This is a genomic window from Betaproteobacteria bacterium, from assembly GCA_016713305.1.
Lineage (GTDB): Bacteria > Pseudomonadota > Gammaproteobacteria > Burkholderiales.
Map to the genome: position 1 here is coordinate 41,099 of JADJPK010000018.1, position 17,278 is coordinate 58,376.

The window sequence follows — 17,278 nt, forward strand, 5'->3', positions numbered from 1 at the left end:
ACGAAGAGACGATGACTGCCAGGGCCACGAAATCTGCTTCTGCCACCCCGCTTCTGGGCCGATCGACGCCGGCGGCGTTCATGCGAACGTACTGGCACCGCAGGGCACATCTGGTTCGGCAGGCGTTGCCCGGCTTCCACGGGATTCCTCGACCGGCGCGGCATGTTCGCGCTCGCCCAGCGTGACGACGTCGAGTCCAGACTCGTCATCCGGCACGACAACTCGTGGGAACTGCGGCACGGGCCGTTCCGGCCGCGGGAGCTGGCCAAGCTGCCGGAACACGACTGGACTCTGCTCGCGCAGGGAGTGAATCTTCACGATGATCGAGGCGCCGCACTTCTCGACCGGTTCGGATTCCTGCCGCACGCCCGGCTGGACGATCTCATGGTGAGCTACGCGGTGCCCGGCGGTGGCGTCGGACCGCACTTCGACTCGTACGACGTCTTCCTGCTTCAGGGTCCCGGCCGGCGCCGCTGGCAGATCGGTTCCCAGGCCGATCTGTCACTTGTGGAGAATCTTCCCATCAAGATCCTCAAGCGATTCGAGCCCTCGCGGGAGTGGATCGTCGAATCCGGCGACATGCTGTACCTCCCCCCAAGTACGCGCACGACGGCGTGGCCCTCGACGAATGCCTCACGTACTCCATCGGCTTTCGTGCACCTGCCTGCACCGAAATGGCCGGGCAGTTCCTCGCTGACCTGGCCGAAAGGGTGGAGCTGCCCGGGCGGTACGCGGATCCCGGTGCTGCGCCGACGCGCGCACCCGGCAGACTACCTTCCCGGTTGATCGATGCGGCCAGCGACGCCATCCGGAAAGTGAGGTGGCAGCGCAGGGACGTCGAGGAATTCCTTGGACGCTACCTGTCCGAGCCGAAACCGCAGGTGTTCTTCGATCCGCCGGCGAGCGTCCCCGGTCCGGCCGCGTTCGCGCGGCTGCTCTGCCGGCGAAGCACCCGCCTGCACAGGAAATCGTCGATGCTGTACGGGAGCCGGACCGTGTTTCTCAACGGCGAGCCCTATCGCTTTCCCCGCGGAATCCCGGCCGTCCTTCGCGAACTGTCGGACTCGCGTCATGCGCTGGTGGGCGATGTTCCACGCCCCCTGGCAGAGCTGTTGCGGGAGTGGTATGCGAGCGGTTTCATCGTCATGGATCCGCCGGCCTGATCCCGGTTGCCGGCGCATGCGGCCCCTCACCGTTCGTTCGTCGAGAAGGAAGTGATCATGAGCGACTCATCGTCCGAAATGAAACTGGAACGCTCCGTTTCCAGTCAAGCCGAGCTGGAGGAATGCGCGGATCTGATGCTGCCGCTGCGCGACGGCGGATCCTGCTGTTCGATCGGTCGCTGAGCCCGGCCTGGAACCGTCCGGCCCGAATCGATTCCCTGCGCGCGTTCTGTCTGGCGAGCCCGCGCAACGAGTTCCGAATCGCCTTGCATGACGCCTCCACCCTCAGACGTGACTGCCCTCGCCTGGCGGTCCTCATGGAAACCTTCGCCCACGTCATCAGTGTGCGTGAGACCCGGCCCGAAGCCCGTCACGCGCAGGATCCCTTGACGATCGTGGACGACCGCCATTTTCTTCACCGGTTCCACGTGGACTCGCCGCGAGCTGCCTTCGCATTGAACGCGCCGGCGGAGACCAAGCCCTTGACCGAGCGGTTCCTCGAAATCTGGGCAGCGTCGGATCCTGCAAGCCCCGCGACGACCCTCGGACTGTGATTTTTTTGCGCGTTACCTCTGGAAATAGTTTGTAAGATCCTGTTACACTCCGCGCGTTCGCATGCATGAGTTGTTCATAAGTACTTGTCGGGATGTGGTGTCGTGCTTCCCGAATCGCTTGTGCAGTGCGACAGACTGGATTGATTTGCCGATGGTTTTACCGTTCGCTTCACTCGTTTCACTTATTGGGACTGAACTCACATGACTCGCGCTCTCCTGATCGCTGCCCTGTTGGCCCTTGGCCTCGCCGCTTGCGGCAAGAAAGAAGAACCGGCGCCCCCGCCTCCTCCTCCCGCTGCGGAAAAGCCCGCCGAGCCCGCGCCCGCTGCTCCGGCGCCCGCCGACGCGGCCAAGCCGGCCGACGCTGCTGCTCCGGCCGACGCCGCCAAGCCGGCTGACGCTGCTGCTCCCGCCGCCGCGCCCGCCGAGCAGAAGCCCGAAGAGAAGAAGTAATCTCGAGCGGGCAGTCGCCCGCTTCGTGCTGAAGGGCCGGTTCGAAAGAACCGGCCTTTTTTTCGTTCCGGCGGACGCGCCCCGCAAAGGTGGCGCATGGTCCCTCAGGCGATCTGCCGCCAGTCCAGGCCCTCGAACTGGTCGGCAACTCCGATCCAGTCGGTCGAACACCCCAACGCCTCCGCCAACGCGGCCCGAGCCAGATCGGGTGCGTTGTTCTGCAGAGAGAGATGGACCGCGACGACGTGCTGGAGACGCGACCGGTCCAGGCTTGCCAGAAAGCGGGCGGCGGTGCCGTTGTCGAGGTGCCCCAATCTGCCTGCGATACGTTGCCTCAGCGACGGCGGGTAAGGTCCTGCACGCAACAAGTCGAGGTCATGGTTGCATTCCAGGGCGAGAGCGTCGCAACCGGTCAGAACCTCGCGCATGTGATCGGTCGTCACCCCGGCGTCGGTGAGCACACCCAGGCGCCGATGGCCATCGCCGAAGACGAACTGGGCCGGCTCCCCCGCATCGTGGGGTACGGGATAGGGCTGAACGTTCAGGGCACCGACGGAGAAGGCCCGATAGCCCTCGATGAAGCGGAGATCGACACCCTCGAGACTCCCCGCAGAGCAGCGCACCGTTCCGTAAGTGGCCCAGACGGGAACACGGTACTTGCGAGCAAGCCGGCCCACTCCGCCCAGGTGATCGTCATGCTCGTGCGTCACGACGATCGCGGAGATGTCCCCGGCTGCGACTCCGAGGCGCGCCAGCCGGGCCGTCGTTTCCTTGAGGGTGAAGCCACAGTCGAGCAGAACCCTGCTCCCCTGCGACTCCACCAGCAGGCCGTTGCCCTGACTGCCGCTGCCCAGATACGCGAAGCGCATCGCCGGCGGCGACCGCTATTTCAACTGTTCGACGAGCAGCGCGAGGATGCGTTTTGCCGTGTCGCTTTCGTCGGCGGCGCCGGCCTGCGTGAGAACCCTCACCTCCGAGCCGCTGCCCCCCTTGGGCGAGGCGACCTGGATCTTGAATTCCTCCGGCCCCTTCTTCTCGTCGCTGCGCCAGAAGGCAAGCTTGGAGGCTCCTTTCCGGCGAGGAGCCTCGGCTTCGGGATCCTGGTAGCGCACGAAGTAGATGCCATCGGCCCGGTTGCGGTCCTCGACCGTGAAACCGCTGCGGTCCAGGGCAAGGCCGACCCTGCGCCAGGCCCGGTCGAAGCCGTCCGTAAGCGATACCGCGCTGCCCACGTCCGATTTCACCAGTGACGCCCGGGGCGCGGCCGTATCGGCCACGGTCGCCAGCGCCTTCACCTGCTGTTCCTGGGTACCGAGACGCACCGCGAGTTTGCCCAGCATCGTCGCTTCCAGTTCCGGATCGGAAGGACGTACCTGCCAGCGGGTGTTGTTGTCGCGTTCGCGGTAGTAGACCTCCGCCATGCCCTTGTGGCTGACGAAGACCTCGGTGGCCGTGCCGTCCGCGCTCCGCTCCAGGCGCGTGCGGAACTTGTCGCGTTCCGGCAGCGACACGACCGAATCGAGCGCCTTGTTGAGCAACCCGGTGAGACCGCCGACGGGGATCTTGGCCCGCAATTCCGCCCAGTCCGTCTCCATGTAACCGACCTTGGGGTCCTCCTCCGCGATCAGGAATCCGTTCTCCTGCCAGAAATCCTTCACGGTGAGCCAGACCTGTTCCGGCGGGGCCTTCACGACCAGCCACCGCTGGATGCCGGCGCGCTGCATCTGGACCCGGTCAGGGGCCGGAGGAAGCACACCCGCCTGAACGGGGACGGCCGTTCCCTGCGCGGCCCGGGACTTCTCGTACTCGGAGTACGTGGTCTTGTCGCCGGCGGGTCCGTCAGGCACCGAGTAACGCGTATTGGCACCCGGAGACGAAAGATCGGGAGGCACTTCCAGGGGCGGCAGCTTGTCGGCCGACTTGTAGTCGATCTTCTTGCCGTCCAGCGCGCCGGAGCAACCGGCCGCGAGGACAGCCGCGACCACGGAACACAGTACCGTCCGCATGGCGGCACTCCTGACAAGCGGCGATTGCGAATGATTGAACATCGAATGGAGAACTCTCAGGCTGTGGCGACGGCGCGGGAGATCCCCGCCTGGTCCATCGCGTCGCGAACGATGGAGTGGAACTGGGAAGAGAGCGGCGTGAGCGGCAAGCGGATGCCGGGACCGAGCAGGCCCATCTCCTCCAGCACCCACTTGACCGGAATCGGATTGGCTTCCACGAAAAGGTTCTTGTGCAGACCCATCAACCTATCGTTGATCGCGCGAGCGGCCCGGAGGTTCCCGGCAAGAGCGGCATCGCACATCTCGCGCATGGCGCGGGGGTGCCACGTTCGCCGTGACCGAGATCACTCCATGGCCGCCCATGAGCATGAGCGCGAGCGCGGTTCCATCGTCGCCACTGTAAACGGCGAAATCCTTGGGCAGGCGGCGGAGCAGATCGGCACCGCGCTCCAAGTTGCCGGTGGCGTCCTTGATGCCCACGATGTTGCGGACCTGGGACAGGCGCACCGCGGTGTCGTTGTGCAGATCGGCGACGGTACGTCCCGGCACGTTGTAAAGAATGGTCGGCAGATCGGTCGATTCCGCGATCGCCTTGAAATGGCGGTAGAGACCTTCCTGGGAGGGCTTGTTGTAGTAGGGGACCACGGACAGCGCCATGGAAGCGCCGGACGACCTGGCGAAGCGCTGCAGTTCGATGGCTTCGCGCGTGCTGTTGGCGCCGGTGCCGGCGATGACCGGAACACGCCCCGCTGCCTGCTCCACGGCGGTCCGGATCAGCAGACAATGTTCGTCGAAGTCCACCGTGGGCGATTCGCCGGTGGTGCCGACGGCGATGATGCCTTGCGTGCCTTCCTTGATGTGGAATTCGACCAGGCGGCGGAACGCGTCTAGATCGAGGCCTCCCTCGTCCGTCATCGGCGTTGCGATGGCGACCAGACTGCCTGTCAACATGTTGGACCCTCCGGAAAGGCGCGATTTTAACCGAAGGGACCTCCCGAAACCGGTGTTTCCTGCGGTTGGGCCGAGAATCAGTCCCGCATTGCCACGATTCGCTGCACCATGGCCGGGCGAGGCCCGGCGAGTTCGACGTCCTCGTACGCGACGATCCGCAACTGCCCTTGGACGACCTCGAGCAATTCGCCATGCCGTAGCAGGAACGCGGGGTTGGAGGGCTTGCCGAATCTCTCGTTGCCCACCGCGAACGTTTCGTACATCAGGACCCCGCCCGGTGCGATCGAATCGAGAATCGCGGTGAACAGGGGACGGTGCAGGTAGTTCGTCACGACGACCGCATCGAACTGCCGGTCGGTGAAGGGCCAGGGCCCGCCCTCGAGGTCCGCGACCACGCTGACCACACCTGTCTCGCGCGACGCCCAGTCGGCGATCGTCCTGTCCCGGTCCGCGGCGGTGACCGGATGCCCCCGTCGCGCGAACCAGCGGCTGTGGCGGCCTGCCCCGCAGGCGAGGTCGAGCACGGACCCTCCGGGACGCACGAGTCCGGCCCAGCGGACGATCCAGGGAGAAGCATCATCCATGCTGTGGTCTGGAGAGGATGGCGCAACGGTCATGGAGCAGGCCTCAGCTGTTCGAGAATCCGCATGATGGCTGCTGCCGTCGCCGATTCGAGCGATTCGATGGCGGGTACGATCAGTGGCACAGACAGGTACAGCATCACGAATCCCAGGGCCAGCGTCACCGGAAAGCCCACGGCGAAGATGTTGAGCTGGGGAGCGGCACGGGTGAGGATGCCGATCGCGATGTTGGCCACCAGCAGAGCCCCGACGACGGGCATCGACATCATGAGACCCGCCTTGAATATCTCGCCCCCCCATGTCACGAGCGTGAGAAAGCCCCGGCCGGAGATGGGCTCCGGCGTCATGGGCAACGTGCGAAAACTCTCCACCAGCGCGGTGAGAAGCGTGTAGTGACCGTTGGTGGCGAGCAGTGTGAGCACGGCGATGATGCCGTAGAACTGCGCGACCACGGGCGTCTGACCCGATCCCTGAGGATCGAAGAACACGGCGAAACCCAGACCGACCTGAAGCCCCGCCAGTTGTCCGGCCATCTCCGCTGCGGATACCGTGATGCGTGCAGCAAAGCCCATGGCCACACCGATCACGAGTTGCTGAACGAGAACGAGAAGACCGGCGGCAGAGAACGGTTCGACGCCGGCCGGCCCGGGCACGGCGCCCGACACCAGGATTGCCACGAACACCGACAGGGCGACCTTGACCCGTACCGGGACCGACCGGTTGCCAAGCACGGGCTCGGTGGAGAAGAAGGCGAGGATGCGGACGAACGGCCAGCCCACCGAGACGAGCAGCGGCTGGAGCTGCGCGACCGCGAGCTCGATCACGTGGCCACCCCGCCTCCCCCTCGCGTTCCGCTAGCCGATCACCTGGGGGATCGACGAGAAGAGCTGGCGCGTGTAATCGACCAGCGTGGACAGCATCCAGGGGCCAGCCAGGATGATCACCACGAACATGGCAAGCAGCTTGGGGATGAACGAAAGCGTCATCTCGTTGATCTGCGTCGCGGCCTGGAAGATGCTCACCAGCAGTCCGACGCCGAGCGCGGTGAGAAGCAGCGGCGCCGAGACGAGCACGAGCACCTCCAGCGCCTGCTGGATGAGGGAAATCACGAACTGTGGCGACATGCGGCTCTCCTTGGCTACTGATTTTCGCCGTGTGGCGCGAGCCGCAGGGCAAGATATCGGCGGGCCGCCGGCATTGCCCACCGCAGCCGCGCGGATCTCGGGCTCGCGGCGGTCCGGCAGTTCGCATCGTCCGCGTCCGGTTCCTCCATCGCGACGGCATGCATCGATCAGTGCCCCCTAGACGTAGAAGCTTCGCACCAGCGAGCCGATCAGCAGATTCCAGCCATCGACCAGAACGAACAGCATCAGCTTGAACGGCAGCGAGATGATGACGGGCGACAGCATCATCATGCCCATCGACATCAGCACGCTGGAGACGACGAGGTCGATGATGAGGAACGGGATGAAGACGACGAACCCGATCTGGAATGCCGTCTTCAACTCGGAGATCACATAGGCCGGAACCAGAACCTTCATCGAGACGTCGTCCGGTCCCTTGGGCTGCGGCGACTCCGACAGCTTGACGAACAGGGCGAGATCCGATTCGCGCGTCTGCCGCATCATGAACGTCTTGAGCGGCACGGCGGCACGGTTCAAGGCATCGTTGAGCTGGATCTTCTCGTCCGAGAGCGGCTGATAGGCCTCGGTGTAGATGCGGTCGAACACCGGCGCCATCACGAAGAAGGTGAGGAACAGCGACAGGCCCACGAGGACCTGGTTCGGCGGCGTCTGGATGGTGCCCAGCGCCTGCCGCAACAGCGACAGCACGATGATGATCCGTGTGAAGCTCGTCATCATGAGCAGTACCGCGGGCAGGAAGGTGAGCGCCGTGAGAAACAGCAGCGTCTGCAACGACAGGGAGTAGGTCTGAGTGCCACCAGGGCCCGGTGCGGACGTGAAGGCGGGCAGGCCTGCCTGGGCCATCGCGGTACCGGCCCACGTGCCCATCAGGAGAAGCGGAAGGATGACTCGCAGGACAGCGCTCATGCCGACCGATTATACGGGGTCGGTCGGCGGCAACCGCGATGCATCGATGCAGTGGAGGCCGCTGCGGCCCGGCGTCACGACTCGCGACCGCTGCCGGCGCGCAACCAGCGCGCCAGGGCGGAACCAGGAGGAGGGAACACGGACGAAGGAGTCGACGTGGACGCGTGGGCGGGCCGCGGCAGCGTGTGCAATTCGTTCACCTGGGTCGCCGTGACGCCCAGGACGAGCCAGGTATCGTTCACTTCCACGACGACCACGCGTTCCTTCGGGCCGACCATCACGCCCCCTACCACCCGGACGGGTCCGCTGCCCATTCCGCCCCCGGGAAGATAGCGGCGCGCGAGCCATGCAGCCCCGGCAATGGCCGCCATGACGACACCCAGTCCGAGAAGAACCTGCAGCAGGGTCGTGAGCGTTCCGGACGGCGGCACCGTTTCGGCGGCACTCGCAAGCGCCGGCGCGATCGGCAGCGCGATCGCGGCCAGACGGATCATTTGTTGAGGCCGCGGAGCCTTTCCTCCGGCGTGATGATGTCGGTCAGCCGGATGCCGAACTTGTCGTTCACCACGACGACCTCTCCCTGCGCGATCAGGCAACCATTCACCAGGACATCCATGGGCTCGCCGGCGAGAGCGTCGAGTTCCACCACGGAGCCCTGCGCGAGCTGAAGCAGGTTGCGGATGGCGATCTTCGTGCGTCCCAGTTCCACGGTGAGCGTCACCGGGATATCGAGGATCATGTCGAGCTTCGAAGACGGGACGCTGGCGAGCGCTTCCGGCTTCAGCTCCTGGAAGACCCCCCCCGTCCTGGCGGGTGACGCCGCCTCCGCAGCGGGCTCGGGCGCCGAAGACTGCTGTTCCGCCAGCGCAGCAGCCCAGTCGTCGGCGGAGATGTCGTCCTGCTCTTCGTCAGCCATTTGCGTCCCCCGCTTGATCGTCTTCGTGCGACAGCACTCGTTCGACCTTCAGCGCGTATTGCCCGTTCGACACACCGTACCGGCACTCGACCACCCCGATGCCGTCGACCTCTGCCGTGAGGGTGTCCGGAACGTTCAGCGAAATCACGTCCCCGATCTCGAGATCCATCACCTGTCTCAGCGTGAGGGACGCCGTCGCCAGATTGGCCACGAGATCCACCTTGGCGGTCTGGACCTGCTGTGTCATCAGCTTGACCCAGCGCATGTCCGTCTCGGCACGATCCGCCTGGAAGGTGCTGTAGATGACATCGCGGATCGGCTCCAACATCGAGTACGGCAGGCACACGAAGATATCCCCGCCACCCGAACCGAGGTCGATGGTGAAACTCGTCGCCACGACCACCTCGGTCGGCGTGCAGATGTTGGCGAACTGCGTGTTCATCTCGGAACGGACGTATTCGAACTTCAGCGGGTAGACCGGGCTCCAGGCCTTCTGCATCTCCTCGAAGATCACGTCGAGCAGACGCATGATGACGCGCTGCTCGGTGGGCGTGAAGTCGCGGCCCTCGATGCGCGTGTGAATCTGACCTGTGCCGCCGAACAGATGGTCCACCACCTGGAAGACCAGGGTGGGCTCCATGATGACGAGGCCCGTCCCCCTCAGCGGCTTGGCATGGACGACATTGAGGTTGGTCGGGACGACCAGATTGCGGACGAAGTCGCTGTACTTCTGAACCTTGATCGGATTGATCGAAATCTCGGCGTTGCGCCGCATGAAGTTGAACAGCCCGATCCTGAACAGGCGGGCGAAACGCTCGTGGATGAGCTCGAGCGTGGGCATCCGCCCGCGGACGATCCTTTCCTGACGGCCGATGTCGTAGGGCCGGATGGAACTGCCGGTCTCTTCCTTGACCGATTCCTCCGGCTCTCCGGTGACGCCTCGCAGAAGCGCATCGACCTCTTCCTGGGAAAGGATATCGTCGGACATCCGCCTATTGAATGACGAAGGACGTCAGCAGCACGTCCTGCGCCCCTTTCTTGGGTGGTTTGGATTTTCCTTCGGAGCCTGCCGGCGCGCCCTTGTAGAAGCCCAGGGGCTTGTTCACGGCATCGCGAATCTCCGTACGCAACTTGTTCTTGCCTTCCAGCGTCGCCAGCTCGTCCACCGTCTTGCTGCTCAGGATGAGCAGGATGCCGTTGCGGATTTCGGGCAGGTGCTGTTTCACCTTCTCCGAAATCTCGGGAGCGGAGACTTTCACGTCGATGGCCACCTGCAGATAGCGGTCGGCCGACTCGCCGGCCAGATTGACGACGAAGGGATCGAGACTGAGATAGACGGGCGGCTTCTTGTGCCCCTCGTCGGCTTCTTCCTCATCTGCTGCATGCTCGTCGTCCGCCCCTTCTTCCTCGTCCGCCTGTGCCTCGGCATGCTCTTCCGCATCCGCTTTCTTGTGCGCCTTGCCCTTCTTCTTCCCGCCCATCAGGAAGAAGGCCGCGGCTCCGCCTCCCGCCGCCAGCACCACCACCAGGATGGCGACGATCAGGAGCAGCTTCTTCTTTTTCTTCTTGCCGTCGCCACCGTCGCCCGCCCCCAGATCCACCACCGTCGCTGCTGCTTTTGCCGACATGTTTTCCTCTATCGCTAAGGAGTTAGAACCCACATGTCATCGGCGCAAAGCCGCGCTCCTAGAGCGCAAATATCGTCCGTTTCCGGGATGGCGACGTCTTCTTGTGCCAAATTCCTTAAAAAACAATCGGCTTCTGGAGATACTTTAGGTGCTTTTTGAGCTTGCTGCAAGAGATGGCTGCATGCATTCGGAAAACCGAAGGCCGGCCGGACGTCTGTCGAGGGAATGCGACGGGGAGCCAACGGCGAAGCGGCGCGGGACATCCCTGAAAAAGGCCGGGGGGCCGTGCTCGGCTAGGAAAGGTCCGGAAGTCTTGCCGGGACTCCCGGGAAAGACGGCTCAGCTAAGCCGAGATGGCGAAAAGCGCGCTGTGCGAGCCATGGGCATCAGATCCCGGTGTACTGGCGCCCTGCGCGGCGGAGGGGCGGTCTCGCCCCCGCCCGCTCGCGTTGGGGGAACTGGGTTCAGGCAAACAGATCCACAGCTCGCAGACCGCTCACGGCTCCGCTCCAGCGCACTTCGCTCTGCGCGCGCACTCCGTGAACAGAATCGACGGTGTCCTGCCGCGCGGATCCGCTCGATCGCTGCTCCTGACGCGATTCCTGGCCACCTTGCGACTGCGCCCCGACAAAGACGTTGCCGAGCGTAAGACCCGATTCGGCCAATGCTTCCGTCAGACGAGGCATGGCCGCCTGAATGGCTTCCCGCACGGGCGCGTGGGGCGAGAAGAAGGAAAGACTGGCCTGGTCTCCCGTCATGCTGACCTTGATTTCCACGGGCCCGAGGTTCGGCGGATTCACTTGCAGCTCCGCCGAAGGCTGACGGCTCTGCACCAGCAGACTGACGCGGTCGGAGAAGGCGTCGCCCCACTGGGGCGAGGAGAACGGAGTGGGGACAGCCGCCTTCACGGCGCCCGCATCGGTTCCGGAGCGCACTTCGCGCCCGGTCTGGACCGCCCCGGCCTGGACCGGATTCGAAGGCGCCACGCTGGCGCCTGCTTCGCTGTCGGTCACTTCCGTGGTGGCAATGAGTCCCAACGGTCGCCGGTCTTCCGCGTCCTCGTGGATCGCTCCGACGATCGCATTGAAGTCGAGCGCCTGCGTCTCGTTCCCGGAGCGACCGTTGCCGTTGTCGTCGGGGAGGATGCCGATCCGGTCGACCATCGCTTTCTCGCGTCCGGAAACGCCTCCGATTGGCTGAGCCTGTCCGGCGCCTTCCAGCTTCTGGCGCAGCTCCTGCAACACGGCGCGCGATACATCGACATGCGTCGTCAGGGCACCCGCGGCGGACTGCAGGGCAGAAGCGTCCGGAGCCATCAGAAAGGCGGCGAAGTCGGTGGGCTGCGCCGTTTGCGCGGTATCGCCGGCGCTCTCGGACGGCGGGGCAGCATCGCCCTGGCCGTCTGTCTTGGTGACCTGGGCCTTCAACACGTCGTCGAACGACGGACCGGATTCCGCCCCGTCTGCCGGGGAAACGGCGTTGGAGGAGGCCGATTCCGCCGAGGACGAGGCGGCAAGCTTGGCCGGGGCGGCAACCACAGGCGGCAAGAGTGTTCCTTCTGGCATCGCAAACTCCTGATTCATTGGGCTTCGCAGGAGTGGATCGCAATCGGCGTGCCACACGCCGCTACCGGCCCTTCAGTTCGGGTTCTCGCCTGGCCGCGCCGACTTGCGGGTCGCGTGTTCGTCCTGCAGCTTCTGTTCCGCGCGGATCTCGTTGCGCAGTTCACGGTCCGCATGCCGCTCCGCCAGCACGTCGAAGGCTTGTTCGCGCCGTGAGGCTTCCGCCCAGAACGTGCGGGCCGATTCCCACAGGCTCTCGTGCCTGGCGACCTCGCTGGCCTGCGCCTCGAGGGCGGTCTGGATCCGTGAGAGGAAAGCCTGGAATTCGCGCAGACGGTGCGATGCCGCTCCCTGCGCCATCACCTGCTGCTGCTGTGCGCGGTACTCCGCGAGATACCGCTCGAGTTCGCCGAGCTTCGCACGCGCAGCCTCGAGACGCTGCGCATGACCGCGCACCGCGGCGGCCGCATCTTCGGTCTTGCGATGCAGGACGGCTCTGACGGGCTCGAGCGGAAAACCTCGCGCCATCACTCAGGCGCCGAACCGTTGCTCAGCAGCCCGGAGAGCGCCATGCGGCTGATGTCATACGGTGAACGCTCGCGGATGTCCTGCCGCAGGTAAGCGAACAGCGACTCCCGCAACCGGAGTGCCTCGTCGACAACCGGATCTGCGCCTCGCACGTAGGCCCCCTACATTGATGAGATCGCGGCTGCGGCGATAGGCCGAATACAGTTGCTTGAAGCGCCTCACCCCGGCCATGTCGCCGTCTTCCACGATCTCGGTCATCGCGCGGCTGATGGAGGCTTCGATGTCGATGGCCGGGTAGTGTCCCTGATCGGCCAGATCGCGCGACAGCACCACGTGACCGTCGAGGATCGCGCGGGCGCTGTCCGCGATCGGGTCCTGCTGATCGTCGCCCTCGGCGAGCACCGTGTAGAACGCCGTGATGGACCCTTCACCCGCGTCGCCGTTGCCTGCCCGCTCGACGAGTTGCGGCAGCTTGGCGAAGACGGAGGGTGTGTAGCCCTTTGTGGCGGGGGGTTCGCCGATGGCGAGCGAGATCTCGCGCTGGGCCATGGCATAGCGGGTGAGGGAGTCCATGATGAGCAGCACATGCTTGCCTTCCGCGCGGAAGTGCTCAGCGATCGCCGTGGCATAGGCCGCGCCGTGCAGCCGCAACAGAGGCGGGCTGTCCGCCGGCGCGGCCACCACCACCGACCGCGCCAGACCTTCCTCGCCCAGGATGTTCTCGATGAATTCCTTGACCTCGCGGCCACGTTCTCCGATGAGGCCGACCACCACGACGTCGGCCTCGGTGTACCGCGCCATCATGCCCAGCAGCACACTCTTGCCCACCCCGCTCCCCGCGAACAGCCCGAGACGCTGCCCCCTGCCGACGGTCAACAGACCGTTGATGGCCCGCACTCCCACGTCCAGAACCTCGTGAATGGGCAACCGCTCGAGCGGGTTGATGGGCCGGCTGTAGAGTGGCACCTGACGATCGAACGACACCGGCCCGCGGTCGTCCAGGGGACGGCCCGTGCCGTCGAGAACCCGCCCCAGCAATCCCCAGCCGACACCGACCTGGCGGGCCCGGTCTTCCGCGCGACGGCGGGGGATGTAGTCGATGCCCAACCTGGGGATCTGCACCGCCCCCGACTCCACGGGCACGACCAGCGCCCCCGGCTCGAGGCCATAGACGTCGGTCGCGGGCATGAGGAAGAGCCGGTCGCCGGAGAATCCGACCACCTCCGCATCGACACGCTGGCCGGTCGGCGCGATGACGAAGCACGAGTTGCCGACCGGCAACTTGAGCCCCACGGCCTCCATGACAAGTCCCGCGACCCGGGTGAGGCGTCCGCTGACCGTCCAGGGGGCCACCTGGGAGGAGGCGCTGTGGCAGTCCTGAAAGAATTTCTGCCACCGCCGCAGACGGCTCATGGCCGGGTCACAGGTTCAGGTCGAGCCACGCGTCGTCGCGCCCCAGGCTCGCCACGATGCGCCGCCACCGGTTGTCGAGCGTCGCGTCGATCTCCGTGGTGGCGTTCTGGAACTTGCAGCTTCCGCGTTCCAGCCGGGCATCCTCCATGAGAACCCAGTTCGCGGCCGCCATTTCGGCGTCCTCCGCCACCACGGCGCGCACGATGGCGGCGTCTGCCGGATGAAGAATCAGCCGCGGGCCATCGCCCAGTTCCGGGAAGGTCTTGGTCGCATCGCGGATCACCGCCAGCACCAGTTCCGGCTTGACCCGCAGCGACTGCCGGACGATCTGCTTGGCAAGTTCCAGCGAGAGGGAAAGGACATCGTTGGCGACCCCTTGTTCCAGGTCTTCGGCCAGCGTGTTCAGCCGCGCCAGCACCGAACGGATCTGCTGGACATCGTCCGCCGCCTGCCGCAGCCCTTCGGCATGTCCCTGATCGAATCCGGCTTTCTTCGCTTCCGCGCGCAACCGTTCGGCCTCCGCCCTGGCCTGCGCCAGCGGATCAGGAGCTTCCGCCACCTGCTTCGCCACAGAAGCTGCAGGCAGGGGCGACGGAGCGGCGGCCTTCGAAACAGATGCAACGACCGACGACGTTGCCGCCGCGGTCGCGTTGCGTTCGGCCTCCGCCTGCTGGCGACGCACGGCGAGCGGCGGCTTCGTGGATTTCACCGGCGGCCGGGACTGCAGATCCCCCGGCTTCCACGCCTCCACGCGAACCGGGTCGTCGGGCCGGATGACGCGATTATTCGACAAGTCCCTCGTCTCCGCCCTTGCTGCCCATCACGATCTGACCTTCGTCCGCGAGACGCCTGACGATCTTGAGGATCTCCTTCTGCTCCGACTCGACCTCGGACAGGCGCACAGGCCCTTTCGCCTCGAGATCTTCCCGAAGCATCTCGGCCGCTCGCGACGACATGTTCTTGAAGATCTTCTCCTTGAGAGGCTCGGACGTGCCCTTGAGCGCCACCACGAGCGTCTCGGACTGCACTTCCCGCAGCAGCAGCTGGATGCTGCGGTCGTCGAGCTCCAGCAGATTCTCGAAGACGAACATCTTGTCCTGGATCTTCTGCGCGAGATCCGCGTCGGATTCCTTGATGAATTCCGTGATGGACGTCTCGTACTGTCCGCCCATGAAATTGAGGATCTCCGCCGCGACGTCCACCCCGCCCATGGAACTCTTCTTCAGCCGTTCGCCCCCGTGAGAAGCTGCGTGGAGGACCTCGTTCAGATCGCGCAGAGCGGAAGGCTGCACGCCCTCGAGCGTGGCGATGCGAAGCATCACGTCGTTGCGTTGCCGCTCCGTGAACGACTTGAGGATATCGCTCGCCTGGTCGGCATCCAGATGCACGAGGATGGTGGCGATGATCTGGGGATGTTCGTTCTTGATGAGCTCCGCGACCGATCCGGCGTCCATCCACTTGAGACTTTCGATGCCGGCGTTGTCGTTGTTGCTGAGAATGCGGTCGATGAGCGCGCCTGCCTTGTCGGTGCCCAGCGCCTTGGTGAGCACGTTCCGGATGTATTCGTCCGAATCGGTATGTATGCCGTCCTGCCGCTCGGACTCCAGGCGGAAGTCCGTCAGGACCGTCTCGAGCCGCTCGCGCGGGATGCTGCTGATCTTGGCCATTTCCATGCCGAGCTTCTGCACCTCCTTCGGGCCGAGGTACTTGAAGACTTCGATGGAGGCTTCCTCGCCCAGGGTCATCAGCAGCACGGCCGCGCGATTGACGCCGTCGTCACTCATCCTTCGTCACCCAGCTCCTGATGATCTGCGCCACCAGGCGCGGATTGTCGCGTGCGATCTCGCGTGCGAGCCGCAGATTGCGCTCGTACTCCGTTTCCTCGTGCGGCGCCGCCTGCGTGGCTTCCGCACCTTCGCCGGTCCGGGCGGCGGCTCCTTCGGCCGTCTCCTCGCCCCCCACCGCCGGTCCGCCCTCGGGCACGGGCTCCGGCGGCCGGCTCAGGCGGATCACGTCGCGCACGGCGGACCGGACCATGAGCAGCATCGCCAGGACCAGCCCGGCCACCAGCAGCCACTTGGCCGCGTCGATGGCGAACGGCAGGTTGCCCGGATCCTTCCAGAACGGAATGTCTTCGGTCTCGAAGGCCGGCCGGAACGCCGCGTTGACCACATTGAGCGTATCGCCGCGGTCCTTGTCGAAGCCCATCGCCTCGCGCACGAGCGTCTGGATCTGCACCATCTCCTTGTCGTCGTAAGGGACGAACTTGGAGGCGCCGTTGTCGATGACCTTCTTGTGATTCACGACCACGGCCACGGACAGCCGCTTGACCGAGCCCACCTCGGACTTGGTGTGGCGGATCGTCTTGTCCAGCTCGAAGTTGACCTTGTTGTCCTTCTGCGACGTGGTGGCCATGGGCACGGTCGCGCCCGCCGGCTGCCCCGACGGGCCGCCCGGGGGTGCCGACACCAGCGGCGCCGATGCGGCGCCCGGAGGTGTGTTCGAGAGTGCACCCGGCACGCCCTGCGGCGGTTGCGGCGTCTGGCTGTTCGATTCGACGAGTTGCTGGCTGCGCATCGCCTGGTCTTTCGGATCGCTGTTGGGGCGATACGTCTCGGAAGTCTGCTCGACCTCCGAGAAATCCAGGCTTGCCGCGACCTGGGCGCGCACGTTGTCCGGTCCGGTGATGGGGCGGAGGATCGTCTCGATCTTGCGGGCGATGTCGTCTTCGATCTGATGCAGGGAACTTGAGCTGGGACCGATCGAGACCGGCCACGCCCATGTCCTCGCTCGGGCCGGACAGGAGCTTCCCGGACTGGTCGACCACCGTGACCTGTCTCGGGGAAAGCTCGGGAACGCTCGAAGCGACGAGGTGGACGATGCCACTCACCTGCGCGGCATCGAGCACGCGCCCGGCATGCAGCGTGAGCAGGACCGACGCGCTGGGCTTCTGGTTTTCCCGCAGGAACACCGTGGGGCGAGGAATGGCCAGGTGCACCCGCGCGTCCTGCACCTCGCGCATGGACCGGATCGTCTGGCCGAGTTCCCCTTCCAGTCCGCGCTGGTAGTTCACCTGCTCGACGAACTGGCTGGTGCCGAACTTCTGCTTCTCGAGGACTTCGAAGCCGACGCCGCCACCCTTGGGCAAGCCCTGGCTCGCAAGCGTGAGACGGGTGCGGTAGACCACGTCCGAGGGGACTTCGATGACCGTTCCGTCCCCGCTGATGCGATAGGGGACGTTCATCTGCGACAGCTGGGCGATGATGGCACCGCCGTCCTTGTCCGAGACGTTGGAGAACAGGATCTTGTAACTGGGCGCGGATGCGAAGACTGCGATGGCGATCGCGACGGCGATCAGCGCAGGGACACCGATCAGGATCGCGAGCTTGCGGGCGTTGCTGAGCTGGCTGAAACCCCGCCGCAACGCGTCTAGGGTTTCACGAGGAGCCTGGGCCACCGGTGCGAGACCTCA

The 17,278-nt window shown here is 65.3% G+C and carries 16 protein-coding genes and 4 pseudogenes; 3 read left to right on the forward strand and 17 right to left on the reverse strand.

Features of this window, described 5'->3' with window-relative positions:
* Nucleotides 1-11 precede the first annotated feature (11 nt).
* From IPK20_19480 to IPK20_19490, 3 genes and pseudogenes are all read left to right on the forward strand, one after another.
* Nucleotides 12-1,163, forward strand: a pseudogene (locus tag IPK20_19480) (cupin domain-containing protein).
* Between the two features lie 317 nt (nt 1,164-1,480).
* Entirely contained in the window at nt 1,481-1,717 is a 237-nt protein-coding gene (locus tag IPK20_19485; protein ID MBK8018675.1) for a hypothetical protein, read from the forward strand.
* Between the two features lie 201 nt (nt 1,718-1,918).
* On the forward strand, nt 1,919-2,170 hold the full coding sequence (locus IPK20_19490) for a hypothetical protein (protein ID MBK8018676.1): 252 nt from the start codon (nt 1,919-1,921) through the stop codon (nt 2,168-2,170).
* A 104-nt stretch (nt 2,171-2,274) separates the two neighbouring features.
* Here the strand turns inward: IPK20_19490 and IPK20_19495 are convergent, their stop codons facing one another.
* The 17 genes and pseudogenes from IPK20_19495 to fliF all read right to left on the reverse strand — a co-directional run bounded on the left by IPK20_19495 (nt 2,275) and on the right by fliF (nt 17,263).
* The gene (locus IPK20_19495) at nt 2,275-3,039 is read right to left on the reverse strand and encodes an MBL fold metallo-hydrolase (GenBank protein MBK8018677.1); all 765 of its coding nucleotides are present in this window, start codon (nt 3,037-3,039) and stop codon (nt 2,275-2,277) included.
* A gap of 15 nt (nt 3,040-3,054) precedes the next feature.
* Complete coding sequence (gene bamC, locus IPK20_19500; GenBank protein MBK8018678.1) at nt 3,055-4,176, reverse strand: outer membrane protein assembly factor BamC; 1,122 nt, start codon at nt 4,174-4,176, stop codon at nt 3,055-3,057.
* A 56-nt stretch (nt 4,177-4,232) separates the two neighbouring features.
* Nucleotides 4,233-5,127 (reverse strand): annotated as a pseudogene (locus IPK20_19505) (4-hydroxy-tetrahydrodipicolinate synthase).
* A gap of 77 nt (nt 5,128-5,204) precedes the next feature.
* Entirely contained in the window at nt 5,205-5,711 is a 507-nt protein-coding gene (locus IPK20_19510; GenBank protein MBK8018679.1) for a class I SAM-dependent methyltransferase, read from the reverse strand.
* Between the two features lie 29 nt (nt 5,712-5,740).
* Nucleotides 5,741-6,532: a flagellar biosynthetic protein FliR gene (fliR, locus tag IPK20_19515; protein MBK8018680.1), complete on the reverse strand. Its 792-nt coding sequence runs from the start codon at nt 6,530-6,532 to the stop codon at nt 5,741-5,743.
* Nucleotides 6,533-6,562: 30 nt separating this feature from the next.
* Complete coding sequence (gene fliQ, locus IPK20_19520) at nt 6,563-6,832, reverse strand: flagellar biosynthesis protein FliQ (protein MBK8018681.1); 270 nt, start codon at nt 6,830-6,832, stop codon at nt 6,563-6,565.
* 177 nt (nt 6,833-7,009) lie between these two features.
* Complete coding sequence (gene fliP, locus IPK20_19525; protein ID MBK8018682.1) at nt 7,010-7,759, reverse strand: flagellar type III secretion system pore protein FliP; 750 nt, start codon at nt 7,757-7,759, stop codon at nt 7,010-7,012.
* 74 nt (nt 7,760-7,833) lie between these two features.
* The gene (gene fliO / locus IPK20_19530; GenBank protein MBK8018683.1) at nt 7,834-8,253 is read right to left on the reverse strand and encodes a flagellar biosynthetic protein FliO; all 420 of its coding nucleotides are present in this window, start codon (nt 8,251-8,253) and stop codon (nt 7,834-7,836) included.
* Entirely contained in the window at nt 8,250-8,675 is a 426-nt protein-coding gene (fliN, locus tag IPK20_19535; GenBank protein ID MBK8018684.1) for a flagellar motor switch protein FliN, read from the reverse strand. The genes fliO and fliN overlap by 4 nt, the downstream gene beginning before the upstream one ends.
* Nucleotides 8,668-9,663 carry a flagellar motor switch protein FliM gene (gene fliM, locus IPK20_19540; GenBank protein MBK8018685.1) on the reverse strand — a complete coding sequence of 332 codons (996 nt, stop codon included), beginning with the start codon at nt 9,661-9,663 and terminating at the stop codon, nt 8,668-8,670. The genes fliN and fliM overlap by 8 nt, the downstream gene beginning before the upstream one ends.
* 4 nt (nt 9,664-9,667) lie before the next feature.
* Nucleotides 9,668-10,303: a flagellar basal body-associated FliL family protein gene (locus IPK20_19545; GenBank protein ID MBK8018686.1), complete on the reverse strand. Its 636-nt coding sequence runs from the start codon at nt 10,301-10,303 to the stop codon at nt 9,668-9,670.
* A gap of 464 nt (nt 10,304-10,767) precedes the next feature.
* Nucleotides 10,768-11,868 carry a flagellar hook-length control protein FliK gene (locus IPK20_19550; protein ID MBK8018687.1) on the reverse strand — a complete coding sequence of 367 codons (1,101 nt, stop codon included), beginning with the start codon at nt 11,866-11,868 and terminating at the stop codon, nt 10,768-10,770.
* Nucleotides 11,869-11,940: 72 nt separating this feature from the next.
* A complete protein-coding gene (fliJ, locus tag IPK20_19555) occupies nt 11,941-12,393 on the reverse strand; it encodes a flagellar export protein FliJ (protein MBK8018688.1) in 453 nt (150 codons plus the stop codon).
* A pseudogene (gene fliI, locus IPK20_19560) lies at nt 12,393-13,806 on the reverse strand (flagellar protein export ATPase FliI). The gene fliJ and the pseudogene fliI overlap by 1 nt, the downstream one beginning before the upstream one ends.
* Nucleotides 13,807-13,813: 7 nt before the next feature.
* On the reverse strand, nt 13,814-14,599 hold the full coding sequence (locus IPK20_19565) for a hypothetical protein (GenBank protein ID MBK8018689.1): 786 nt from the start codon (nt 14,597-14,599) through the stop codon (nt 13,814-13,816).
* Nucleotides 14,589-15,590 (reverse strand): flagellar motor switch protein FliG, encoded by a 1,002-nt coding sequence (gene fliG / locus IPK20_19570; protein MBK8018690.1) that lies wholly within the window; start codon nt 15,588-15,590, stop codon nt 14,589-14,591. The genes IPK20_19565 and fliG overlap by 11 nt, the downstream gene beginning before the upstream one ends.
* Nucleotides 15,583-17,263, reverse strand: a pseudogene (fliF, locus tag IPK20_19575) (flagellar M-ring protein FliF). The gene fliG and the pseudogene fliF overlap by 8 nt, the downstream one beginning before the upstream one ends.
* Nucleotides 17,264-17,278 lie beyond the last annotated feature (15 nt).

Coding starts and splice junctions, on each gene's coding strand:
- IPK20_19510 (MBK8018679.1), bottom strand. CDS start 5,711: ATGGATGATGCTTCTCCCTGGATCGTCCGCTGGGCCGGACTCGTGCGT.
- IPK20_19485 (MBK8018675.1), top strand. CDS start 1,481: ATGGAAACCTTCGCCCACGTCATCAGTGTGCGTGAGACCCGGCCCGAA.
- bamC (MBK8018678.1), bottom strand. CDS start 4,176: ATGCGGACGGTACTGTGTTCCGTGGTCGCGGCTGTCCTCGCGGCCGGT.
- fliJ (MBK8018688.1), bottom strand. CDS start 12,393: ATGGCGCGAGGTTTTCCGCTCGAGCCCGTCAGAGCCGTCCTGCATCGC.
- IPK20_19550 (MBK8018687.1), bottom strand. CDS start 11,868: ATGCCAGAAGGAACACTCTTGCCGCCTGTGGTTGCCGCCCCGGCCAAG.
- IPK20_19545 (MBK8018686.1), bottom strand. CDS start 10,303: ATGTCGGCAAAAGCAGCAGCGACGGTGGTGGATCTGGGGGCGGGCGAC.
- IPK20_19490 (MBK8018676.1), top strand. CDS start 1,919: ATGACTCGCGCTCTCCTGATCGCTGCCCTGTTGGCCCTTGGCCTCGCC.
- fliN (MBK8018684.1), bottom strand. CDS start 8,675: ATGGCTGACGAAGAGCAGGACGACATCTCCGCCGACGACTGGGCTGCT.
- IPK20_19495 (MBK8018677.1), bottom strand. CDS start 3,039: ATGCGCTTCGCGTATCTGGGCAGCGGCAGTCAGGGCAACGGCCTGCTG.
- fliP (MBK8018682.1), bottom strand. CDS start 7,759: ATGAGCGCTGTCCTGCGAGTCATCCTTCCGCTTCTCCTGATGGGCACG.
- fliO (MBK8018683.1), bottom strand. CDS start 8,253: ATGATCCGTCTGGCCGCGATCGCGCTGCCGATCGCGCCGGCGCTTGCG.
- fliQ (MBK8018681.1), bottom strand. CDS start 6,832: ATGTCGCCACAGTTCGTGATTTCCCTCATCCAGCAGGCGCTGGAGGTG.
- fliM (MBK8018685.1), bottom strand. CDS start 9,663: ATGTCCGACGATATCCTTTCCCAGGAAGAGGTCGATGCGCTTCTGCGA.
- fliG (MBK8018690.1), bottom strand. CDS start 15,590: ATGAGTGACGACGGCGTCAATCGCGCGGCCGTGCTGCTGATGACCCTG.